Origin of the sequence: Gemmata algarum, from assembly GCF_034097035.1 — a bacterium.
Taxonomy (GTDB): Bacteria; Planctomycetota; Planctomycetia; order Gemmatales; family Gemmataceae; genus Gemmata; species Gemmata algarum.
The window spans coordinates 1-19,445 of the sequence record NZ_JAXBLV010000222.1 but is presented as its reverse complement, the minus strand read 5'-3'; the positions used below and the strand labels follow the sequence as shown (position 1 = coordinate 19,445).

Here is a 19,445-nt window from a genome sequence, read left to right as displayed (position 1 = left end):
TGAACCCGGCGTGTTCCCCGCACGTCCGTACCGGTAGCCCCGGCCAGCCGAAGGAGCCCACGTGCGCACACTCGCTACTGTTCAAACCGTCACCACCGCGGAACCCATTCCCGGAGCCGACGCGATCGAGAAGATCCGCGTCTTGGGCTGGTGGGTGGTCGTCAAAAAAGGCGAATTCCGGCCCGGCGACCGCGTCGTGTACTGCGAAATCGACTCCCTCTTGCCGGAGGTTCCGGACTTCGAGTTCCTGCGCCCGAGCAGCTACAAGCCCGCGATCGTCGACGGCACCGGAACGGTTCTCCAGCACGCCGGGTTCCGCATCAAGACGGTCCGGCTCCGCGGGCAGGTGTCGCAGGGAATCTGCTTTCCATTGATCATACTGCCCACCGGCACACCGAACGGCGAGGGTGCGGATGTCACCGAGGCGCTGGGGGTGCGCAAGTGGGAGCCGCCGCAAACCGGCTCCGCGGGTCGCAGTAAGGGCAACTTCCCGGGGTTCCTGCCGAAGACCGACGAGACCCGCGCGCAGGTGCTCGAAAAGACCCTCGCGCGTTACCAGGGGGTGGAGTTCTACCTCACTGAGAAGCTGGACGGCACGTCGTTCACGGCGTTCGTCCGGGCGGGGGAATTTGGGGTGTGCAGCCGGAACCTGCTGCTCGACACCACCGACGACACCGCCACGCTCGTCCGGGTGGCGAAAGCCTTGGGGCTCGAAGAGCGGCTCCGCACGTTCGTCGCCGCCCGCGGGCACGACGTGGCGGTGCAAGGCGAGGTCATCGGTCCGGGGGTCCAGCAGAACAAGTACGGGCTGAAGGAACTGGCGATGAAGGTGTTTAACGTGTTCGACGTGAGCGCGTACCGTTACCTCGACCGCTCGGACATGCTCACGGCGGTGGCGGAGTTGGGGCTGGAACCGGTCCCGGCGCTCGGCACGCTTGTACTCGACCACGGGGTCGACGAGCTGGTCGCGCTTTCTGAGGGCACGAGCACCCTGAACCCGAAGGTGCAGCGCGAGGGGATCGTGTTGCGACCGCTGAGCGAAGTCCAGGACGACTACCTCGGGCGTCTCAGCTTCAAGGCGATCAACCCGAAGTTCCTGCTCAAGTACGACGAGTGAAGGACTGTTGGGAGCGCGGAACCAGAACAGGCGTCCGGTATCTGTTCTGGCTCCGCATTCGTGGCGGTCACACCTGAAACACACCCGTCTGGAACGGCCGCCCGTCGTCGAAACGCGTCACGACGGCTAACGCCGTCAGCAGCGCGTCCCGGGTGCCCTCGGGACGCACAATTGCGTCCACCCAAAGCCGTGCGGCGGCGTACCGGATATCGGTTTGCTTGTCGTAGTCGGCCTTCACGCGGTCGCGCAGGGCGGCCAGTTCCGCGGCGTCGGGCTCTTTCCCGGCGCGCTTCAGCGCCTGAACCTGAACGTCGAGCAGTGTGCTCGCGGCCTGGTTCCCGCCCATCACCGCGTACTGTGCGTTCGGCCACGCGAAGATGAACCGCGGGTCGAACGCCTTGCCGCACAGCGCGTAGTTCCCGGCCCCGTAGCTGCCGCCGGTGATCAGCGTGAGTTTGGGCATCACGCTGTTGGAGATCGCGTTCACCAGCTTCGCCCCGGCCTTGATGATCCCGCTCTCCTCGGACTCACGGCCCACCATGAACCCGTTGACGTTCTGGACGAACACGATCGGAACGCGGAGCTGGTTGCAGTCCATCACGAACCGCGCCGCCTTTTCCGCCGAATCGACGTAGAGCACCCCACCGAACTGTACCGGGCCGGACGCCACCTTCACCCGCGTCTTTTGGTTCGCGACGACGCCAACCGTTTGGCCGCCGAGTTTGCCCCAGCCGCACACAACCGTCTGACCGTATTCAGCCTTATATTCATCAAACGGTGTCGCTTCATCGAGGAGCAAAGTGATCAGCCCGCGCACATCGTACTCGGGCTTCGTAAAAACCTCCCACGGTTCTTCGCCGCCGGGTGCCGCGTTCAAGGAATGAGTGACCTTGTCGGGTGGAAGCGCGCCGATCAGCCGGCGCAGCCGCTCGAGACAGGCGGCGTCGTTGGGTTCGCGGTAATCGACCGTACCACTGATGGCGGCATGCATCTTCGCGCCGCCGAGCGCTTCTGAATCGACGACCTGGCCGATCGCGGCTTTAACAAGCGCCGGCCCGGCGAGGTACAGGCCGCTCCCCTCGGTCATGAGCAGCACGTCGCACAGGACCGGCAGGTAGCCGCCGCCGGCGACGCAATTACCCATGATCGCGGCGAACTGCGGGATGCCCGCGCTGGAGATAACGGCGTTGTTACGGAAGATGCGTCCGAAGTCGTCCTCGTCGGGAAACACCTCGTCCTGGAGGGGCAAGAACACGCCCGCGGAGTCCACCAAGTATACAAGCGGGAGCCTGTTCTCGGTGGCGATGCGCTGGGCGCGGAGCACCTTTTTGCACGTCATGGGGAAGAACGCGCCGGCCTTCACCGTGGCGTCGTTCGCGATCACCATGACCCGGCGCCCCGCCACGGTGCCGAGACCCGTAACCACTCCGGCGGCCGGCGCACCTCCGTACTCGGCGTACAGGCCCCACCCGGCCCAGAGGCCCAGCTCGAAGAGTTCGGTCCCCGGATCGAGCAGCTTCGCGATTCGCTCGCGGGCGGTCAGGCGCCCTTTCTCGTGCTGCCGGTCGATAGCTTTGGCGCCGCCGCCGAGGCGGATCGCGGCTTCGTCGGAGGCGAGTTCAGCGCGTGTCATGGTGACCGAATTATACCGCAACACCCGGTCCGCGGGATACCGCCGACCGGTCTGTGCGGAGCCACAGCCGGTTCAGCCCGCGGGGCGCGACGCGGGTGCGACCCGCGTGCCACGCGAACGCATCAGCCAGCGTGTCCGCCAGCGGACGGGCGCAGAACCCCAGTTCCGCCTCCGCGCGCGCGGAACTCGCGAACCACTTGAGGCGAAAGAGCCGGGCCAGTTCGAGCGACACGTCCGAGGGCTTCCCGGTGACCCGCGCGCCCACCTCTCCCAGCGCGCCGAGGAGCCACAGCGCCGGCCCGGGCAACGCCGGACGGAAGTCCGATAGGACCGCGCGTCGTAACCCAGCGGCGCGTGCCAGTCCGGCGAACAACTCGGCGAACGTCACGTTCGCACCGCCCAAAGTGTACCGCCGGCCGGCAGCCCCCTGCTCGGCGGCGAGCAAGTGCCCGACAGCAACGTCGCGCACGTCCACAACATTGATCCCGCCGGGGGGCGGGAGCAGCAAGTTGCCGCGCCAGAACCGCACGCACAGTCGCCCCATGACCGACGGCCCGGGGTCGTTGGGACCGAACAGGTAGCCGGGGTTGACCACCACGATGTCTCGCCGACGCGCCGCGGCCAACGCCTGCTCCTCGGCCGCGCGCTTCGCTCGGACGTAACCAACCTTCAAATTACTATTGGGAAACGCACTGTCTTCGGTCAGCACGGCACCGTGTCCGGCACCAACTGCGACAACACTTGAGGTGAGTACCAACCGGGCGCCGATGGGCAGTTCGCCGAGAACGCAGCCGAGCGCCGCAGTATGCGCATTCATTACACCAGCCGCGTGTCGCCCACCGCCGACCGGCCCGGCGGCCAGGAACACCACACTTGCCCCCGTCACTGCGTCGCGAACGGCGGCGGGGTCGGTGACATCACCAGTACGCGTTTCGAGTTCGGGATGGGAATCGTCCGGCGGCCCCGGAAGTGACAGCGTACGGACCCGCGCCCCACGCGCGAGCAACGCCGCCACGATGTGACGACCTAGGAACCCATTACCACCAAGCACACAGGCCCGACGACCAGCCCAAAGCTGCTCAATCGGAGGCAGTATTTCCACAGATGCCTTCAAACGAAAGCCCTCGCGGCGTGACCGCGAGGAACTGTAGTCGGGTCGCTGCAAAGGATCAACTGAAACTCGCACGCGGGGCGACCGGTGCCCAGAGTCGTTCTTCCTCTCAAAACGAGTCGCAAAAGCCGCACGTCGGCGAGGACTGATTTACGGAGTTCCCGAGAGTGACCAGTCCTTTCGTTGCCGGCTGCTCGGGATTTTCAGCATCTTGCGATACTTGGTCACCGTCCGCCGGGCAACCGGACACCCACCGGCTTTGAGGCGCGCGACCAGTTCCTCGTCCGACAGCGGGTTCGCCTTGTCCTCATTGGAAACGAGTTCCAGCAGCTTCTGCTTCATCACCTCGTAGGCGACGACTTCGCTGTTGACATCGTTCTCGTCCTTCGCTTTCCCGCCCCCGAAGAACCGTTTCAACGGGAACACGCCGCGCGGGGTCTGCACCCACTTGTCGTCCACCGCCCGGCTCACGGTTGTCACGTGAACCTTCACTTGGTCGGCGATCTGTTGCATTTTGAGCGGCTGAATGTGCTCCGGCCCGAAGTCCAAAAACGCCCGCTGGTGGTCGATGATCGCCTTTGTCACCTTCATCAGCGTGTTACGCCGCTGCTCAACAGCCTTCACCAGCCAGTCGGCCTGCTGGAGCTTCTGGCGGAGCTTGTCTTTCACCTTATCGTCGAGGTCCTGGCGCTTGCACATGTCCACGACGCGCTTGCTAACACGGATGCGCGGCACCCACTCGTCCGTCAGCCGGACCGTGTAATCGTTGTCGTCCGCGCGCTCCACCACCACGTCCGGCATGACGTACTGCGTGCCCGAGTCCGAGAACTTCAGGCCCGGCTTCGGGTCGAGGTGGTGGATCTCCTCGATCGCCTCCTGAATGGCCGCGATCTCGAGCCGGGTCGCCTTTTGAATCACAGGAATGCGGTTGTACGCGACATCTTCCAGGTGGTCGCGAATGAGGGTGCGCAGCGCGTCGGCGTGTGGCGCGTCGTGCGGCACCTGGAGCAGCAGACACTCTTTGAGGTCGCGGGCCGCAACGCCTGCGGGCTCCAGTCTCTGAACCACGTGGACCAGTACGTCTTCCACGTCTTCGGGCGTCACGAGCCGGTCGTACAGCGCCGCAATCTCGTCGAGAGTCACGGTGCGGAACGTGTCCTTGTCGTCGTTCTCGTTCGCCCGCTCGCGGGCACCCAAGTAGCCCGTGCGGTCTACGAAGCTGCAAATGTGTCGCGCGAGCCGGCGGTCGTCCTCTTCAATGTCGAGTTCGCCGATCTGGTCCGCGAGGTAGTCCTGAAGCGACGGCGGCCGGTCCGGCATGTTGGCCATCGCTTCGAGCTTACGGTCCCCCTCTTCTTCAAGGGACGCGCGGCTACCGCGGTGCTCCTCGTTGAAGTGGTCATCCCAGTCACGGTTCAGCTCTTCGAGCCGGTTGAACTCGAGGTCGCCGGTCTCGTCGTGTTTGAGGGGTGCGTCGGGGTTGAAGTCGGTCGGAGGCTCGTCCGTTTCGCCCAGCTTCTCCTTCAGCTCCAGAAACGGGTTCTCTTGGAGGGCGTCGTCGATCTTGGCTTGTAAATCCGTAATCGACAGTTGAAGGATTTCCATCGACTGGATCATGCGCGGAGCCAGTACCTGGCGCAAGTCCTGGCGCGGGACCAAGTTTATTCCAAGTCGAATACCGCTCATCGGCTCCCTCTCGTCTTGAGCGTGCGGGTCGCACGCTGAGGCACCAATCGGCGTGCCGTAACTTCAACCGATCGCAATCAAATCTGACAGTCCCGACGGCTTCGCACTCAGAAGTTGCGTCGCCCGTCGAGCGCCTCTGCGAGCATCTGCGCGTTCGCGAGTTCCAGAGAGCTACCACTAGGCAAACCGCGCGCCAATCGCGTCACCTGAACACCAGTCTGAGCAAGTACAGTGGACGCGAGTAGTGCGGTGCCGTCCCCTTCGAGTGTCGGACTGGTTGCGAGGATCACCTCGCGGACCCCGCCCCGGCGGACCCTCTCCACCAGTGCGGTGAACGTGAGCCGGTCCGGTCCCATCCCGTCGAGTGGGGCGAGCCGCCCACCGAGCACGTGATACAACCCGCGAAAGTTGCCCGCTCGCTCGAACGAGTTGACATCGCGTGGTGTCTCCACCACACACAATAACCCGCCGTCGCGCTTCGGGTCGCTACAAATCGGGCACAGTTCTCCGTCGGTCAGATTAAAGCACTCTTTGCACGGTCGAACCCGGTCCGCAACAGCCCGAAGGGCATCGGCGAGTTCGACCGCGTGTCGGCGGTCGCCCGCGAGCAGGAAATGCGCGATCCGCTCGGCACTCTTCGGACCGACACCGGGGAGCTTGGTCAGCTCCTCCAGTAACCCGGCTATGACCCCGACAGGCTCAGGCACGGACACACCCTCGCTCGTCCATCCGGCCGTGACATTTGGCGGAACCGAACTCACCCACCGAGTCCGGGAAACCCGCCGCCGAGCATCCCGGGCGGCAGACCGATGTTGGCCGCCATCTTCGCGCTCTCCTCGGCCAACTGCTGGCGCACCTTCGTGAGCGCTTGGTTGGTCGCGGCAGAGATCAAGTCCTCGAGCATCTCGCGGTCGTTGAGCTTCATCGCTTCTTCGGAGATGCGGACGCTCAGCACTTCCATCTTGCCGTTCACCTTCACGGTGACGTACCCGGCGCCCGACGACGCTTCCGCGGTGATCTGGCCCACCTGGGTTTGGAACTTATGAACCTCTTCCTGAATCTTCCCCTGGTTGCCCAGGAGGCTCATCATCGCGCCGAGTCCCTTAAACATGGTCAGACCTCTTCGGTGGCGGTCTCTTCTTCTTCGTCGTCGTCGATCTTCGGGGCGGCGGGCTTGTGGACCGCCGCCGGGTTGAAGTCGTCGTCCACGTGCCAGATCTGGGCGCCGAACACTTCGTGCGCCTTCTTGAACATCGGGAGCGATCCGAGCGAGCGTTTCCGTTCTGTTGGCGCCGCAACGGCGGCCGACTGCGGTCCGGCGAGCGGCTGAGCGTTCGGGCTGCGATCGAGTTCGAACCGGATCGAGACCGGTTGCCCGGTGACCCGTTTCAGAGCGTCCTGAAACCGCGCGAGGCTCGCTTCGCCCTCGCATTCCTTCTTGGCATTAGCATAGCTTGTCGGAAAACGGACCGCCAGGGCATTTGGCCCAAAAATTGCATATGAACTTGCATATCTCAAGTGCTGAGACAGGATAGGATACTTCTCGGTTGCGTAGCGGAAGAAACGATCCCAAACGATCTGAACGGTCGCATCGCTCAGCGGTGTCGCGGCCACCTCGGCCGAGGCAGGAGGAGGGCCGTTTTCACTCGGGCGCCCCGCCGTCGCCGGTGTCCCGTTTTTTTTTGCCGCCTCGCTCGCCAGTGGCGCGGCGGGTGTGGGCTGCGGGCGTGCCGGCAGAGGAGTGCCGTTGGAAGCGGCACTTGCAACAAACTGTACCCCCGGTTGCGAAACGGCTTGCACCAGTTGCGAGAGCGAGCGCAAATCGGGGAGACGACACAGCCGCACCACCGCCATTTCGAGCAGCACCTGGACGTGCGGGGTGCCTCGCATTCGAGCTTTTGTCGCCGTCAGGATTTCCAGACCCGCAAGGACAGTATCGAGCGAAACCGCCTTCGCTTGAGTCCGAATCGCCTCGTGCTGGTTGGGTGAGACGGGCAGCTCGCGCACGTCGGGGCCGCCGCAGCTCACCAGCATCAGCGCCCGCCAGTATTCCACCACCTGGTCGATCAGTTCCCCGATCTGCAAGCCGCGTTCGACCCATTCTGCGATGCGGTCGAGCGCCGTTTTCGGGTCATTGGCCAGGATCGCCTTGGCCAGTTCGATCACGCGATCGTCGCCGGCGGTGCCGAGCACCGCGGTCACCTGCTCCGCGGTCAGCGGTCCGCTCGACGAGGCGAGGAGCTGATCGAGCAGCGACTGCGAGTCGCGCATCGAGCCGGCGGCCCGGCGCGCGACGAGCCGCAGCGCGTCGTCGTCGGCCTGGTGCCCTTCCCGCTCCACGATTCGCTTGAGCTGCTCGAAGATCTTGCCGGGGCCGACGTGTGCAAAATCGAACCGCTGGCACCGCGACAGGATCGTGATCGGGATCTTCTGCACCTCGGTGGTCGCGAGGATGAACTTGACGTGTTCGGGCGGCTCCTCCAGCGTTTTGAGCAGCGCGTTGAACGCCGACGTGGAGAGCATGTGGACTTCGTCGATGATGTAAATCTTGTACCGCCCCCGGGCGGGCCGGAAGCCGACGTTCTGGCGCAGGTCGCGGACCTCTTCAACCTTGTTATTGCTGGCGCCGTCGATCTCGAGCACGTCCACGTCGTCGCCGGTCATGACGGCGCGGCAACTGTCACACTCGTCGCAGGGGGTCGGAGTGGCCTTATCGGTCTTCAAGCAGTTGAGGGCTTTGGCCAGAATCCGCGCGGCGCTAGTCTTGCCGACGCCGCGCGCCCCGGTGAAAAGGTACGCGTGAGCGACCCGGCCTGACTTCAGCGCGTTTACAAGGGCGCCGGCGACGTGTTCCTGCCCGATCAATTCTGAGAACTGTTGCGGCCGATACCGGCGCGCGACCACGGTATACGCGGGCGCGTCGGCGGGGGCGTGTTCTGTCGGCTTCGACTTAACCATTACCATATCCTGTCTGGGGCTCCCCCTCGACTGTACCCGGAACAGCGGGATCGAACAATCGCGGAGGCACCGCAACGACCTCACACCGGGGCTTGCCGCGCTCGCGCGAATCCGTTCACTTGAGTACATCCGAACCGCGCAAGGAGGAACCTGATGCCGACAACCGCGGCCACGGACGCTGCCGCCCCTCCGCCGAAAAAAGTGCGCAAGCGCGAATGGGCGCCACGGCTCTGGGAAGGGTGCGACCTCTTCACTTGGTTGCGGCTGCTCAAGGATAACGGCTACGCCGTACAGCCGCCCTACTGGTACATCGCGGCCATCGTGTCGGCCAACTCGGTGACCAACACCGTTTTGCGATGGTGCCTTAACGCGGCGCACGGCGCGCGAGTACGGGAAACGAAACTCGAAGCGCCGATCTTTGTGATCGGGCACTGGCGCACCGGTACGACGCTCCTGCACGAGCTCCTGATCCGGGACACCCGGTTCGGGTTCCCGGACATGCAGGACTGCTTCAACCCCCAACACGCACTGCTCACCAACCAGTTGTTCAAGCGGTACGCGAGCTGGCTGCTGCCGGACAAGCGGCCGATGGACAACATGCCGTTCGGCTGGGAGCGCCCGCAGGAAGACGAGTTCGCCCTCGCCCTGCTGGGGCTGCCGTCCACCTACACGGATTTCGCGTTCCCGGACCGCGAGCCGAAGGACCGCGGCGCGCTGGACCTGTCGGGGCTCACGCCGAAGCAACTGACGCACTGGAAGCGGGTGTTCGTGCGGTTCCTTCAAGAGGTGACCGTGCGGATCGGCGGAAAGCGGCTCGTGCTGAAGTCGCCGCCGCACACGGCCCGCATCCCCGTCCTGCTCGACGTGTTCCCGGACGCGAAATTCGTTCACATCGTCCGAGACCCGCGGGCGGTGTTCCCCTCGACCGTGAACCTCTGGAAAACGCTCGCACGCGGCCACGGGCTCCAGCGCCCGAGGTTCCCCGGTCTCGAAGAGAAGGTGCTGCGCGAGTTCCGCGTAATTTACGACCGTCTCGAAGAGGCACGCCCCCTCTTCAAGCCGGGCCAGTTCGCCGAACTGCGGTATGAAGAGCTCGTTCGCGAACCCGTTACTGCTCTGGAGCAGGTCTACACGACGTTAGAGATCGACGGGTACGAAACGGTGCGGCCCAAGATCGAAGAGTACCAGCGCCAGAACGCGAACTACGAGCGAAACAAGTTCCTCCTGACGGACGCTCAACAGGCCCTGATCGCGGACCGCTGGGGGGACGTAATCAGGCGTTACGGATACGAATAGCACCCCCTCGAGCGGAGAGGCGCGCCGGAGACAACCGAGGCCCTGTCGAGCAACCACCGTTTAATCAGATTTGGCCTCAGTCTTTCGGCACCTCGACCACGAACTCGAAGACATGCTGCTGCCCGGGTTTCACTTCGCGCTCGATCCCGGACATGTCCGGGCGCGCCAGTTTCGCCGGAAACAGCGGTCCGGGTCCGGGTGTCACAGTCGGAGCCGGGGCCAGCGCAACCCGGTACCAGCCCGGCGGAATCGCCGTCGCCTGTTCGAGCCGCAACGCGTACCCTCCGTCGGATCCTGTTTCTGCATATGCGACTTTTCCGGTACCGCCACGGTCCGGGTGCGGCGCGAACACGACCAACCCGCCCGCCACGGGCTGCCCGTTCAGTACAACCCGGCCCCGGACGGTCGCGGGGCTCACCTCCGGCTCTGGCGAACCACACCCGCCGACGAGCGCGAGGGTTAAAAAGAAGACGTAGACAGTCAGCTTCATAAGGTTCAAGTCCCGCCAACGGCCGGTTCCTGCCCAAATTGACATCGACCGAACCGCCCGCGCCGGTTTAAGGTGTCACGGCCTCGCACCCCCGACGCGCTGATTTCACGCCGACTTCCCGCGCACGGCGGCACCAGCCCTTAGCATTGACGCCCCCGAAATGATTGGGTATCTACGCTCGCCACGGCACCTGAGGGAAATGCGGACGGCACGGCCGGAAGCGATGATTCGCCCGGCGGTAACGCCCGTATGGCCTGTGCAGCGAGCCGAAGCGGAGCGGCCGCGGGGACCGGAACCCCTGCGGCGCCCGGAGCGGATTCAAGGAGGAGTGAACAGTGAAGAGGACGTGGATGCTCCTGTCGGGGCTGCTCGGGGTGGTGGGCACGGTCGGTCTCGCTCGCGCCCAAGCCCCGGCCCCCGGCGCCGCCGCGCCGCCGGCCGGCGCCCCTGCTGGCGCTCCGGCCACCCGGCCGACGGTCGCGGTGTTCAACATGGCCGGAGTCATGCGCGACTTCGGGCAGGCGAAGTACCAAGTTCACCTGCTCAACACGCGCAAGAACGAGATGTCCAAGCAGTTGCTCGGCTGGCGCGGCGAGTACATCCAGATCCAGCAGGACCTCCAGAAGAACCCGAACCCGCCGGATAAGGAGCAAAAGGTCCAGCGGATGCTCGCCCTGAGCCGCGCCATCGAGGACGAGGACCGCAAGATCAACAAGCAGCTCAACGACGACGCCAGCGCGATCATTTCGGACCTCTACGACAAGATCAAGATGGTCGTGGACAAGACCGCCGAAATGAACGGCTACCACATCGTGTTCGCCTACCCCGACGCGGTGACCGCCGAAGAGCTGAAGAGCCCGTACATCAAGGAACTGAAGCTGAAGCCGCCGGCGGCCCAGCCGTTCTACGTGGCCGGGCACGCGGACATCACCGGCATCGTGGTCAAAACGCTCAACACGTGGTACCAGCCGAAGGACGCGCAGGGCAACGTGATCGACGTGAGCAAGCTGGACATCCCGGCCCCGGCCCCGGGCAGCAACGGGCTGCCCGGCAGCGCGCCGGCGGCCGGCGCGCCGAAACCGTAATGGCCCGAACGGTTGCGGGTTCCGGGTCGGAGGCCCGGAACCCGCAACTTGCGGCTCATTGAGTGGCAGCCACGGTGCCGATAAGAGGGTACCGTGACCGTCCCGAACCGCAGCGCGGCTCTCACCCGATTCGGAACGGTTACGCCAGGGAAGGCGGACATCGTGCGCGTCATCGGCTATCGCCACCAACGAACTATCAACGCGCCGGCGACCGTCGAGGGCGTCGGGTTCATCACCGGCTCGCGCGTGCGGTTGCGGTTCCTGCCGGCCGCGCCGGACACCGGAGTCGCGTTCCGCCGCACCGACCTGCCCGGCGCGCCGACCGTCCTCGCCCGGGCCGCCGGGGTGAGCGGCACCCAGCGCCGGACCACGCTCGGCCAGCAGAACGCAACGATCACGCTCGTCGAACACGCACTGGCCGCGCTGTCCGGGCTCCGCATCGACAACTGCGTGGTCGAACTCGACGGCCCCGAACCGCCGGGGCTGGACGGCTCCGCCGCCGGGTTCGTCTCGGCGCTCGCGGGCGCCGGCGCCGGCACCCAGTACGCCCGCCGGCCGATCTACGGCCCGACCCAGCCGATCATTGTGCGTGCCCCGGGCGCGACGCTCGGGTTGCACCCCGCGCCGGGCACCGGTTTGCGGATCAGTTACCGGCTGGACTACGGCCCGGGCGCGCCGATCCTGCCGCAAACGCACACGCTCTCGGTCACGCCGGACAATTTCGTCGGCGAAATCAGCCGCTGCCGCACCTTCCTCACCGAAGCCGAGGCCGGTGGGCTGCGCGCCCAAGGGGTCGGAAAGCACCTCACGGGCGCGGACCTGTTGGTGTTCGGCCCGCGCGGCCCGATCGACAACACCGTGCGGTACGCCGACGAACCGGCCCGCCACAAGATCCTGGACCTGATCGGCGACCTCGCCCTGTGCGGGTTCGACCTCGCCGGGCACGTGGTGGCGTACCGGTCCGGGCACTCGCTGAACGTGGAACTGGCCCGCGCGCTGGCGTGCGCGGCCGCCGGCGCCGAAGCACGCAGCGCCACCGGGCGCAAAGTGAGCAAGCCGGCACAGCGCGCCGCGTGACGCGGCCGGCCCCGACCTTACGACCTTCGACTCTACGACTTTGACGGGTGCGACATGGATCGTTTGCGGATGGCGGTGATCGGCGTCGGACATCTGGGCCAGCACCACGCCCGCATCCTCGCGAACATGGCGGATGTCGATCTGGTCGGCGTGGTTGACGCGAACTTCGAGCAGGCCCGCACGATCGCCACCAAACTCGGCACCGCCCCGTTCGGCGACTTCCGCCCGCTCGTGGGGAAGGTCGATGCGGTGAGCGTGGTGACGCCCACGATCCACCACCACGCGGTCGCGTCCACGTTCCTGAAGGCCGGAGTGCCGGTCCTGGTGGAAAAGCCGATCTGCCGGACCGTGGCGGAAGCCGACGAGCTGATCGACCTGGCGGACAAGGCCGGCGTGCCTCTCCAGGTGGGCCACATCGAGCGGTTCAACCCGGCGTTCGAGGAGCTCGTCAAGCGGCCGATCCGCGCCAAGTTCGTTGAAGCCGAACGGCACGGGCCGTTCACCGGGCGCTCGGTGGACATCGGCGCCGTCCTCGACCTGATGATCCACGACCTCGACCTGCTCCTCGCCCTCGTCGGCGGGAAAGTGGTGCGGGTGTCCGCGGTCGGCGCGGTGGTGTTCGGTGGCCACGAGGACATGGTGAACGCCCGGTTGGAGTTCGACAACGGGTGCATCGCGCACGTGACCGCGAGCCGCATCACCCGCCACCCGAAGCGCCGGCTCCGCATCTGGGCGCCGGAGGGCTACGCCGGCATCGACTTCGTGACCCGCAAGCTCGCGCTGGTGCAGCAGAGCGAAGAGGTGCGCAAGCACGGCCTCCGCGTCGAATCGCTCGACCCGCTGTCGCGGGCGCGTCTGAAGGACGAGGTGTTCGGGCGCTACTTGCAGGTGCTCAACCTCGACGGCGACCGCAAGCAGGACCAGCTCACGGCCGAGCTGCGCCACTTCATCGACTGCGTGCGCACCAACACGACCCCGCGGGTGACCGGGGTCGATGGGCGCAACGCGCTGGAACTCGCCGAACGCGTACTCGACGCGCTGCGGGTTCACCCGTGGGAGGGCACCCCGGCCGGCCCGCACGGCCCCGGCGGACTGCCGACCCCCGCCGGCTTCCTGTTCCCGCCGATTCAGCTCGCACGGCCCGAGGCGGCGTAGCGATCGCCGGGACGCACACGAGGACGAGCGTTCGGCGCGAGGCCCCGGCGCTCCGTTGCCAAATGCTACCACTGTCGGCACTCCGATCATTTCCGCACCCATTTCCATGCGTGCGGCAGTATTGAAAGCTCGGGTTGCCCTCGGCCGAGTCAGGAGCATCGGATTTCCCTCCTGAGACAGTTCATCAGTAAGACCTGTTACAGTAACAAGTTGCGCCGTGTTCTTTGGATCGCGCCCGCCTCGGTCTTCATTCATCCGAGGAGTTATCCGGGTTTTGCCGGCGTAATTCGGTGGTAGCGGCAGGCCAGCCATCCGGTAGCGAATCGGTAGTCCTCACACCAGCGAATCGCCCGTCCGTGCCCCATCAGTCCACTTTCAGGCCAAAGGTGTACCCCCCCCCCGTTACACTCGTTCCCGAAACGCTTCTTCTGGGCACTCATACGCGTACCCGGTGATACGGCCGCAGCGCTGTACGGCGAGAAGATCACGTTCCCTGGTTCCGTCTCGCGCAACTTCGCGGAGAGGTCGAGCCCGAACTCATTGCTGCCGTCCGCAACGGTCTGCATGTCGGCGGACCACGTGACTGGCGGTGCGGTTTCGCGGGTCCACGCCCAGCAGATGCCGCCCGCATACAGTCACGACCGGCATAACCGCGCCCAGGACCAGCAGCACGTTGCGCATCGGTTCCCCCTTCGGGTGGTACGGCTGGCCCCGCCGGCGAAGATCACCAATCACTACCCAACCGATGGCAGCCGCGTGTCAACGGTTTGCGCGAGTTGGTAAAATGTCGGTCTCGTGCTTCAACCGCCTTCAGGAGCCGCACCGGTGGCACAGGACCGCTTCACAGAGTACCTCAACCAGTTCGCGGCCGACCGCGCGGCCATGCTCGACCAGCTCCGCACCGTCGTCGTCGGGCAGGGCGAAGTCATCGAACAGGTTCTGGCCGCCATCTTCACCCGCGGGCACTGCCTCCTCGTCGGCGTCCCGGGCCTCGCCAAAACCCTGATGGTCAGCTCGATCGCCCAGATTCTGAACATCCAGTTCAAACGGGTGCAGTTCACCCCCGACCTGATGCCCTCGGACATCACCGGCACCACGATCCTCGACGAAACGGCCGAGGGGAAGCGCGAGTTCCGGTTCGTCCGCGGTCCCATCTTTGCGAACATCGTTCTGGCCGACGAAATCAACCGGACCCCGCCGAAAACGCAAGCCTCGCTGCTGGAAGCGATGCAGGAGCGTCAGGTGACGGCCGGTCAGGAATCGATGAAGCTGCCGGAACCGTTCTTCGTGATCGCCACCCAGAACCCGATCGAGCAGGAAGGCACCTACCCCCTTCCCGAAGCGCAACTCGACCGGTTCATGTTCAACGTGAAGGTCGGCTACCCCACTCTGGAAGACGAGCGGCTCATCGTGGAGATGAGCACCCGCCCCGAGAAGCCGGAACTCACGAAGGTGCTCTCGGCCGAGCGCATCCTGGCGTGGCAAAAGCTGGTGAAGAAGGTCGAAGTTCCGAACTTCGTCCACGACTTCATCGTGAAACTGGTCCGCGCGACGCGCCCGAAGGAGCCCGGCGCACCGGACCTCATCAAGCGCCTGGTGGACTGGGGGGCCGGCCCCCGCGCGGGCATCTTCCTCGCTCAAGCGGGTCAGGCCTTCGCCGCGATGGACGGCCGCCCGAGTGTCGCGATTAACGACATCAAGAAGGCCGCGATCCCCGTACTCCGGCACCGCGTCAGCGCGAACTTCCAGGCGCAGGCCGAGGGGCGCAACAGCGACGACATCGTCACGGAACTGCTGAAAATCGTCAGCGAGCCCGAACCCAAGAAGTACGTCGAGAAAGAGAAAGGGCGAAAGGCGTAATGCCGACGTGATCGTGGTAACGACTTCGGACTTCACGACCCGGGTTCAACACATGTGGTATCGCGTATTCGGCTCGTCTCAAACCGAGCCGGCGCCTGCGGCTCTGGCGGAGCACCTCCACGCACACGGCTTGGCGGTCGAGCCGCACTTCCGGGGCGACGACCTCGGCTGGACCGAAGGTGAGTTGCGCCTGCCCGGCGGCGCGGTGGTGCAACTGTCGCGCTACCTCACGAAAGAGGACGATTTGCGTGACGACCTCAATGCCCACGCCGCCGAACTGGAAACGGTCGAGGGTAACCCCCACGCGACGCCCCTCATGGAGCGCGTGATTCAGACGCAGCAGCTCATCACGCTCCGCAGCGCAGCCGATGGTGCGACCGACGCGGTTACGGAGCGTATGCTGGACGAGGCCTTACGGTTCCTGGCAACCGCAACGGGTGGCGTGTACCAGATCGACGGCCGCGGGTGGTACAGCTCCACGGGAGAACGGTTACTACAAGAGCCCTAATACAGTTGCAAACCTTCGCTACTTTCCCAACTCCGGCAACCCCTCCGTGTGCACCGCGTCTTTCGGCAACGCGGTTTGTGCCCCCTTGTATTGATCCCTCGCGTTCCCTGATGGATCGAAATACGTCAAAAGCAAGTCCGACGGAAAGTCGCGGTTGAAAAACCGAATCGTTCCGTCCGCAAACGCCGCATAGAAACCGTCCGGGAACACCCCGCCGAGCGATGGCATCTTCGGAACGACATCGGGCTGAGTGGACACGGTCAGTTCGTCCGGCTTGGTCCACGGTACCGGCTCACCAGCTTCGAGGAAGAGAATGGTGTTCACTGTTCCATTCGCAATCGTGTTCCGACTCCGCCCGAACGACGAACCCGCAGCAACCGATTGAGCGAACAGCAACTGTCCGGGGGTGTTGTGCGGCTCGAGCGGTGATTCCGGGAGGCGCATAAAGCCACCGTAGCCCTGAGTACTGCGAACGAATGTGTGCCCCGACGGGGCCGGGATTTTCGGTGGCGCGAACACGGGCGGCATTCGCTCAATAAGCTGAGCGTTTACCGGACTGTCCCAAGGCTCGTCGAGCTTGAACAGCTGATACAGCTCTCGTTCCTGCTCGCCGAGGTACGGCAGTACTGCGACCCGCCAGCTCAGGCCGGTGCGCCGGTTTGCGGTCGCAACGCCCGCCGGGAAGTAGCCGTGATCGGCGTGGAACGCGTACTCGGCGCGGACGATCTGCTGGTAGTTAGTGATCGTCCGGCGAGTCGGATTATATGGTGCTCCGCTGCGGAGATACATGAGCCACACGCTTGCCCCGACGCCGGCGCACACCGACAGAACAACGCACGTAACGAGCCGCCACTTCCGGTTCACGGACAATCTCCGCAAGGGTAACTGGACGGTTCGTCGGTAGAATACGCCCATGAGCGCCGAAAAGTATCTGCGGCCCGAAGTGATCCGCCAGGTGGCGCGGCTCGACCTGCGGGCGAAGTTCATCGTTCAGGGGTTCCTGACGGGCCTGCACCGCAGCCCGTTCCACGGGTTCTCCGTGGAGTTCTCCGAGCACCGCAAGTACAACCCCGGCGACGACCTCAAGTCCCTCGACTGGGGCGTGTACGCCAAGACCGGCAAGTACTTCGTCAAGAAGTACCAGGCCGAAACCAACATGACGGGTTACCTCGTCATGGACCTGTCGAAATCGATGGACTGGAACGGCCCCGTCGAGGCGCGTCGGGCGGGCGTGAAGCTCGACTGGAGCGCGCTGGGCGCGGCCGACGAGACGCTCACCAAGTTCGATTACGCCGTGTGCCTCGCTGCCGCGCTCGGGTACCTGATGATCTACCAGCAGGACCCGGTCGGGCTGGTCGCGTTCGACACCAAGCTGCGCACCGTCGTGCCGCCGAAGTCCAAACGCACGCAGCTCGGAACCATCCTCTCGGTTCTCGCGAACCTCAAAGCCACCGGCGAGACCAACATCCCGGAGAGCCTGTTCCAGCTCACGTCGATGATCAGGGGCAAGAGCCTGATCATGCTCTTCAGCGACCTGCTCCCCACGACGGACGACTGGAAGAGCGAGGCGGACGCGCTGGTCCGCAGTCTGTACCGGCTGCGGTACGCGGGCCACGAGGTGATCGTGTTCCACGTGCTGGATGTGTTGGAGGCGAAGTTCCCGCTTGCGGGGCTGGTCGATTTTGCGGACGTGGAATCTGAGGAGCACCAAGAACTCGACGCACAGGGCATCCGCGACGACTACGTCGCGTTCGTGGAGGAGTTCCGCAACTACATCCGCACGGAGTGTACCGCGGCGAACGTCGATTACCTCGGGGTCGATACGTCCGTTGGGTTCGATAAGGCGCTGATCGAGTACTTGGTTCAGCGGCAGCGGCGGTTCTCGTGAGGCCGGGTCATAAGTCATAAAGTCGTAAGGTCCGAAAGTCGTCAAGTCGAAGGCCCAGCAAGTGAAGGCCTTCGACTTGACGACTTTCGGACCGTCTGACGTTACGATCCGAAGAACGACTTTCGACTACTTCGCCAAATCGATGCAGATGAGTTCCTTGTCGTTGCGGACGTACATTTTCTTGTCCGCAAACGCCGGGGCGCACCACACGACCTTGCGACCGAACGCCGCCCCCGTTTGCTCGATCACCTTCGCGCGGTCCACCTCTTCGTACCCTTTCTCGGTGAGCTTTCCGATCACCAGCTCGCCGCTCTCGGCGAAGAAGAAGAACCGGTCCCCGTTTTTCACGATGAACGACGTGTCCGATCCCCGCGGGTCGCCGGTCAGCGGGCCGGGCGAGTCCCACAGCCGCTTCCCGCTGGGCACCGCGACGGCCATCAGCGCCCCGCCCTCGTCGTGCCCGTAGATCACGCCGTCCTGCACGAACGGTTGCACGTTCACCGGCGACAGCCCCGCGCCCTTCTTGTCCTTGAACACGACCTCGACCCCGGGCTTGTCGGCGGTCAGCTTGAGCATCAGGTTCTTGGTCCGGTAGCCCCCGACGAACAGATAATCCCCGCTCCGCACCGGGGTCATGATGATGGACGTGTTGTCCGCGTTGTACGGCGTGGTCCAGAGCCGCTTCCCGGTGTCGGGGTCAACCGCGTACACCGACTTGGGGGCTGCGACGATCATCTGCCGCACCCCGCCGGCCTCGGTGAACAGCGGCGGGGCGTACCCGATCTCCTTATCGTCCCCGGCCTTCCACAATTCTTTGCCGGTGTCCTTGTCGAACGCGACGACGTGCGCCCCATCGCCACCCACCAGGGTGATGAGCTTCTTCCCGTCAATGATCGGGTGCGCGGCGTAGCCCCAGATCGCGGGCTTGGCCTTGTACGTCTCCTTAAAGTCGAGGTTCCAGACGACCTTACCGGAACCGGCCTCGAAACAATACAGGTCGCCCATCGCGCCGAGCGTGTACACCTTCCCGTCGCTCACCAGCGGCGTGCAGCGCGGCCCGGCCGGGTAGCTGATCTGGTACGCGCACGGGTACTCTTTTTTCCACAGCTCCTGGCCGGTCTTCTGGTCGAGGCAGAGCACCCGTTCGGTGCTGGCGACCTTGTTCTTGGTGTCGAACGGGTCGTCCGGGTTCGCGGCCCCCTTCGCGAGCACGCGGTCGGTCACGTACACCTTGCCGTCGGCGATCGCCGGCCCGCTGTACCCAGCGGCCACCGGCGCGCGCCAAACCACCTTCGGCCCGCCGGCCGGGAACTTCTCCAGGACGCCGGTCTCGCGCCACACGTTGTCGCGCTTCGGCCCCATCCACTGCGGCCAGTCGTCCCCGCGCGCGAGCGGGGCGCTTAAGCCCCCGGCCAGCGCGATCGCCAGGGACACGTTGCGGAACTTCATCTGCGACCCTCCTGAGTTGGCATAGGGGTTATAGCGATCCGGTGCCGGAGGAGGGAACGCGCGGGCGGATCGGGTCATTCGGGTAGCGACGCCTTCACCTCCACCGTCGCGCCGCCGCGCTTGAGGGTGAGC

Annotated in this window: 17 protein-coding genes; 8 read left to right on the top strand and 9 right to left on the bottom strand. The window is 65.1% G+C overall.

Features of this window, described 5'->3' with window-relative positions:
• Positions 1 to 61 precede the first annotated feature (61 nt).
• Positions 62 to 1,117, top strand: a complete 1,056-nt coding sequence (locus R5W23_RS26785; RefSeq protein ID WP_320689008.1) for an RNA ligase (ATP) — start codon at positions 62 to 64, stop codon at positions 1,115 to 1,117.
• 67 nt (positions 1,118 to 1,184) lie between these two features.
• On the opposite strand, the gene R5W23_RS26780 is transcribed toward R5W23_RS26785, so the two are convergent.
• The 6 genes from R5W23_RS26780 to dnaX all read right to left on the bottom strand — a co-directional run bounded on the left by R5W23_RS26780 (position 1,185) and on the right by dnaX (position 8,505).
• Entirely contained in the window at positions 1,185 to 2,750 is a 1,566-nt protein-coding gene (locus tag R5W23_RS26780) for an acyl-CoA carboxylase subunit beta (protein ID WP_320689007.1), read from the bottom strand.
• A gap of 10 nt (positions 2,751 to 2,760) precedes the next feature.
• Positions 2,761 to 3,801, bottom strand: coding sequence for an NAD-dependent epimerase/dehydratase family protein (locus R5W23_RS26775; RefSeq protein WP_320689006.1), 1,041 nt, complete (start codon positions 3,799 to 3,801; stop codon positions 2,761 to 2,763).
• A 210-nt stretch (positions 3,802 to 4,011) separates the two neighbouring features.
• Entirely contained in the window at positions 4,012 to 5,547 is a 1,536-nt protein-coding gene (gene rpoN, locus R5W23_RS26770; protein WP_261187596.1) for an RNA polymerase factor sigma-54, read from the bottom strand.
• A 107-nt stretch (positions 5,548 to 5,654) separates the two neighbouring features.
• Complete coding sequence (recR, locus tag R5W23_RS26765; RefSeq protein ID WP_407936165.1) at positions 5,655 to 6,260, bottom strand: recombination mediator RecR; 606 nt, start codon at positions 6,258 to 6,260, stop codon at positions 5,655 to 5,657.
• A gap of 44 nt (positions 6,261 to 6,304) precedes the next feature.
• Positions 6,305 to 6,658 (bottom strand): YbaB/EbfC family nucleoid-associated protein, encoded by a 354-nt coding sequence (locus tag R5W23_RS26760; RefSeq protein WP_261187595.1) that lies wholly within the window; start codon positions 6,656 to 6,658, stop codon positions 6,305 to 6,307.
• Positions 6,659 to 6,660: 2 nt separating this feature from the next.
• Positions 6,661 to 8,505: a DNA polymerase III subunit gamma/tau gene (dnaX, locus tag R5W23_RS26755; RefSeq protein ID WP_320689005.1), complete on the bottom strand. Its 1,845-nt coding sequence runs from the start codon at positions 8,503 to 8,505 to the stop codon at positions 6,661 to 6,663.
• Between the two features lie 153 nt (positions 8,506 to 8,658).
• Between dnaX and R5W23_RS26750 the strand changes: the two genes are divergently transcribed.
• On the top strand, positions 8,659 to 9,801 hold the full coding sequence (locus R5W23_RS26750; protein WP_320689004.1) for a sulfotransferase family protein: 1,143 nt from the start codon (positions 8,659 to 8,661) through the stop codon (positions 9,799 to 9,801).
• Between the two features lie 76 nt (positions 9,802 to 9,877).
• Here R5W23_RS26750 and R5W23_RS26745 read toward each other — a convergent pair whose 3' ends face one another.
• Complete coding sequence (locus tag R5W23_RS26745; protein WP_261187592.1) at positions 9,878 to 10,291, bottom strand: DUF4198 domain-containing protein; 414 nt, start codon at positions 10,289 to 10,291, stop codon at positions 9,878 to 9,880.
• 335 nt (positions 10,292 to 10,626) lie between these two features.
• Between R5W23_RS26745 and R5W23_RS26740 the strand changes: the two genes are divergently transcribed.
• The 5 genes from R5W23_RS26740 to R5W23_RS26720 all read left to right on the top strand — a co-directional run bounded on the left by R5W23_RS26740 (position 10,627) and on the right by R5W23_RS26720 (position 15,976).
• Positions 10,627 to 11,376, top strand: coding sequence for an OmpH family outer membrane protein (locus R5W23_RS26740; protein WP_261187591.1), 750 nt, complete (start codon positions 10,627 to 10,629; stop codon positions 11,374 to 11,376).
• 93 nt (positions 11,377 to 11,469) lie between these two features.
• Positions 11,470 to 12,453 (top strand): UDP-3-O-acyl-N-acetylglucosamine deacetylase, encoded by a 984-nt coding sequence (locus R5W23_RS26735; protein WP_320689003.1) that lies wholly within the window; start codon positions 11,470 to 11,472, stop codon positions 12,451 to 12,453.
• Positions 12,454 to 12,507: 54 nt separating this feature from the next.
• Entirely contained in the window at positions 12,508 to 13,608 is a 1,101-nt protein-coding gene (locus R5W23_RS26730; protein WP_261187589.1) for a Gfo/Idh/MocA family oxidoreductase, read from the top strand.
• 825 nt (positions 13,609 to 14,433) lie between these two features.
• On the top strand, positions 14,434 to 15,468 hold the full coding sequence (locus tag R5W23_RS26725) for an AAA family ATPase (RefSeq protein WP_261187587.1): 1,035 nt from the start codon (positions 14,434 to 14,436) through the stop codon (positions 15,466 to 15,468).
• Positions 15,469 to 15,520: 52 nt separating this feature from the next.
• On the top strand, positions 15,521 to 15,976 hold the full coding sequence (locus R5W23_RS26720; protein ID WP_261187586.1) for a hypothetical protein: 456 nt from the start codon (positions 15,521 to 15,523) through the stop codon (positions 15,974 to 15,976).
• Positions 15,977 to 15,994: 18 nt separating this feature from the next.
• Here the strand turns inward: R5W23_RS26720 and R5W23_RS26715 are convergent, their stop codons facing one another.
• Positions 15,995 to 16,840, bottom strand: a complete 846-nt coding sequence (locus tag R5W23_RS26715) for a DUF1559 domain-containing protein (protein WP_261187585.1) — start codon at positions 16,838 to 16,840, stop codon at positions 15,995 to 15,997.
• Between the two features lie 49 nt (positions 16,841 to 16,889).
• Between R5W23_RS26715 and R5W23_RS26710 the strand changes: the two genes are divergently transcribed.
• A complete protein-coding gene (locus R5W23_RS26710) occupies positions 16,890 to 17,864 on the top strand; it encodes a DUF58 domain-containing protein (protein ID WP_261187584.1) in 975 nt (324 codons plus the stop codon).
• A 126-nt stretch (positions 17,865 to 17,990) separates the two neighbouring features.
• Here the strand turns inward: R5W23_RS26710 and R5W23_RS26705 are convergent, their stop codons facing one another.
• A complete protein-coding gene (locus R5W23_RS26705; RefSeq protein WP_320689002.1) occupies positions 17,991 to 19,313 on the bottom strand; it encodes a PQQ-binding-like beta-propeller repeat protein in 1,323 nt (440 codons plus the stop codon).
• Between the last annotated feature and the right edge of the window lie 132 nt (positions 19,314 to 19,445).

What these genes read in the sequence shown, in the direction of transcription:
- dnaX (WP_320689005.1), bottom strand. Translation starts at nt 8,505, where the DNA reads ATGGTTAAGTCGAAGCCGACAGAACACGCCCCCGCCGACGCGCCCGCG.
- R5W23_RS26705 (WP_320689002.1), bottom strand. Translation starts at nt 19,313, where the DNA reads ATGAAGTTCCGCAACGTGTCCCTGGCGATCGCGCTGGCCGGGGGCTTA.
- R5W23_RS26710 (WP_261187584.1), top strand. Translation starts at nt 16,890, where the DNA reads ATGAGCGCCGAAAAGTATCTGCGGCCCGAAGTGATCCGCCAGGTGGCG.
- rpoN (WP_261187596.1), bottom strand. Translation starts at nt 5,547, where the DNA reads ATGAGCGGTATTCGACTTGGAATAAACTTGGTCCCGCGCCAGGACTTG.
- R5W23_RS26780 (WP_320689007.1), bottom strand. Translation starts at nt 2,750, where the DNA reads ATGACACGCGCTGAACTCGCCTCCGACGAAGCCGCGATCCGCCTCGGC.
- R5W23_RS26750 (WP_320689004.1), top strand. Translation starts at nt 8,659, where the DNA reads ATGCCGACAACCGCGGCCACGGACGCTGCCGCCCCTCCGCCGAAAAAA.
- R5W23_RS26720 (WP_261187586.1), top strand. Translation starts at nt 15,521, where the DNA reads ATGTGGTATCGCGTATTCGGCTCGTCTCAAACCGAGCCGGCGCCTGCG.
- R5W23_RS26730 (WP_261187589.1), top strand. Translation starts at nt 12,508, where the DNA reads ATGGATCGTTTGCGGATGGCGGTGATCGGCGTCGGACATCTGGGCCAG.
- R5W23_RS26745 (WP_261187592.1), bottom strand. Translation starts at nt 10,291, where the DNA reads ATGAAGCTGACTGTCTACGTCTTCTTTTTAACCCTCGCGCTCGTCGGC.
- R5W23_RS26760 (WP_261187595.1), bottom strand. Translation starts at nt 6,658, where the DNA reads ATGTTTAAGGGACTCGGCGCGATGATGAGCCTCCTGGGCAACCAGGGG.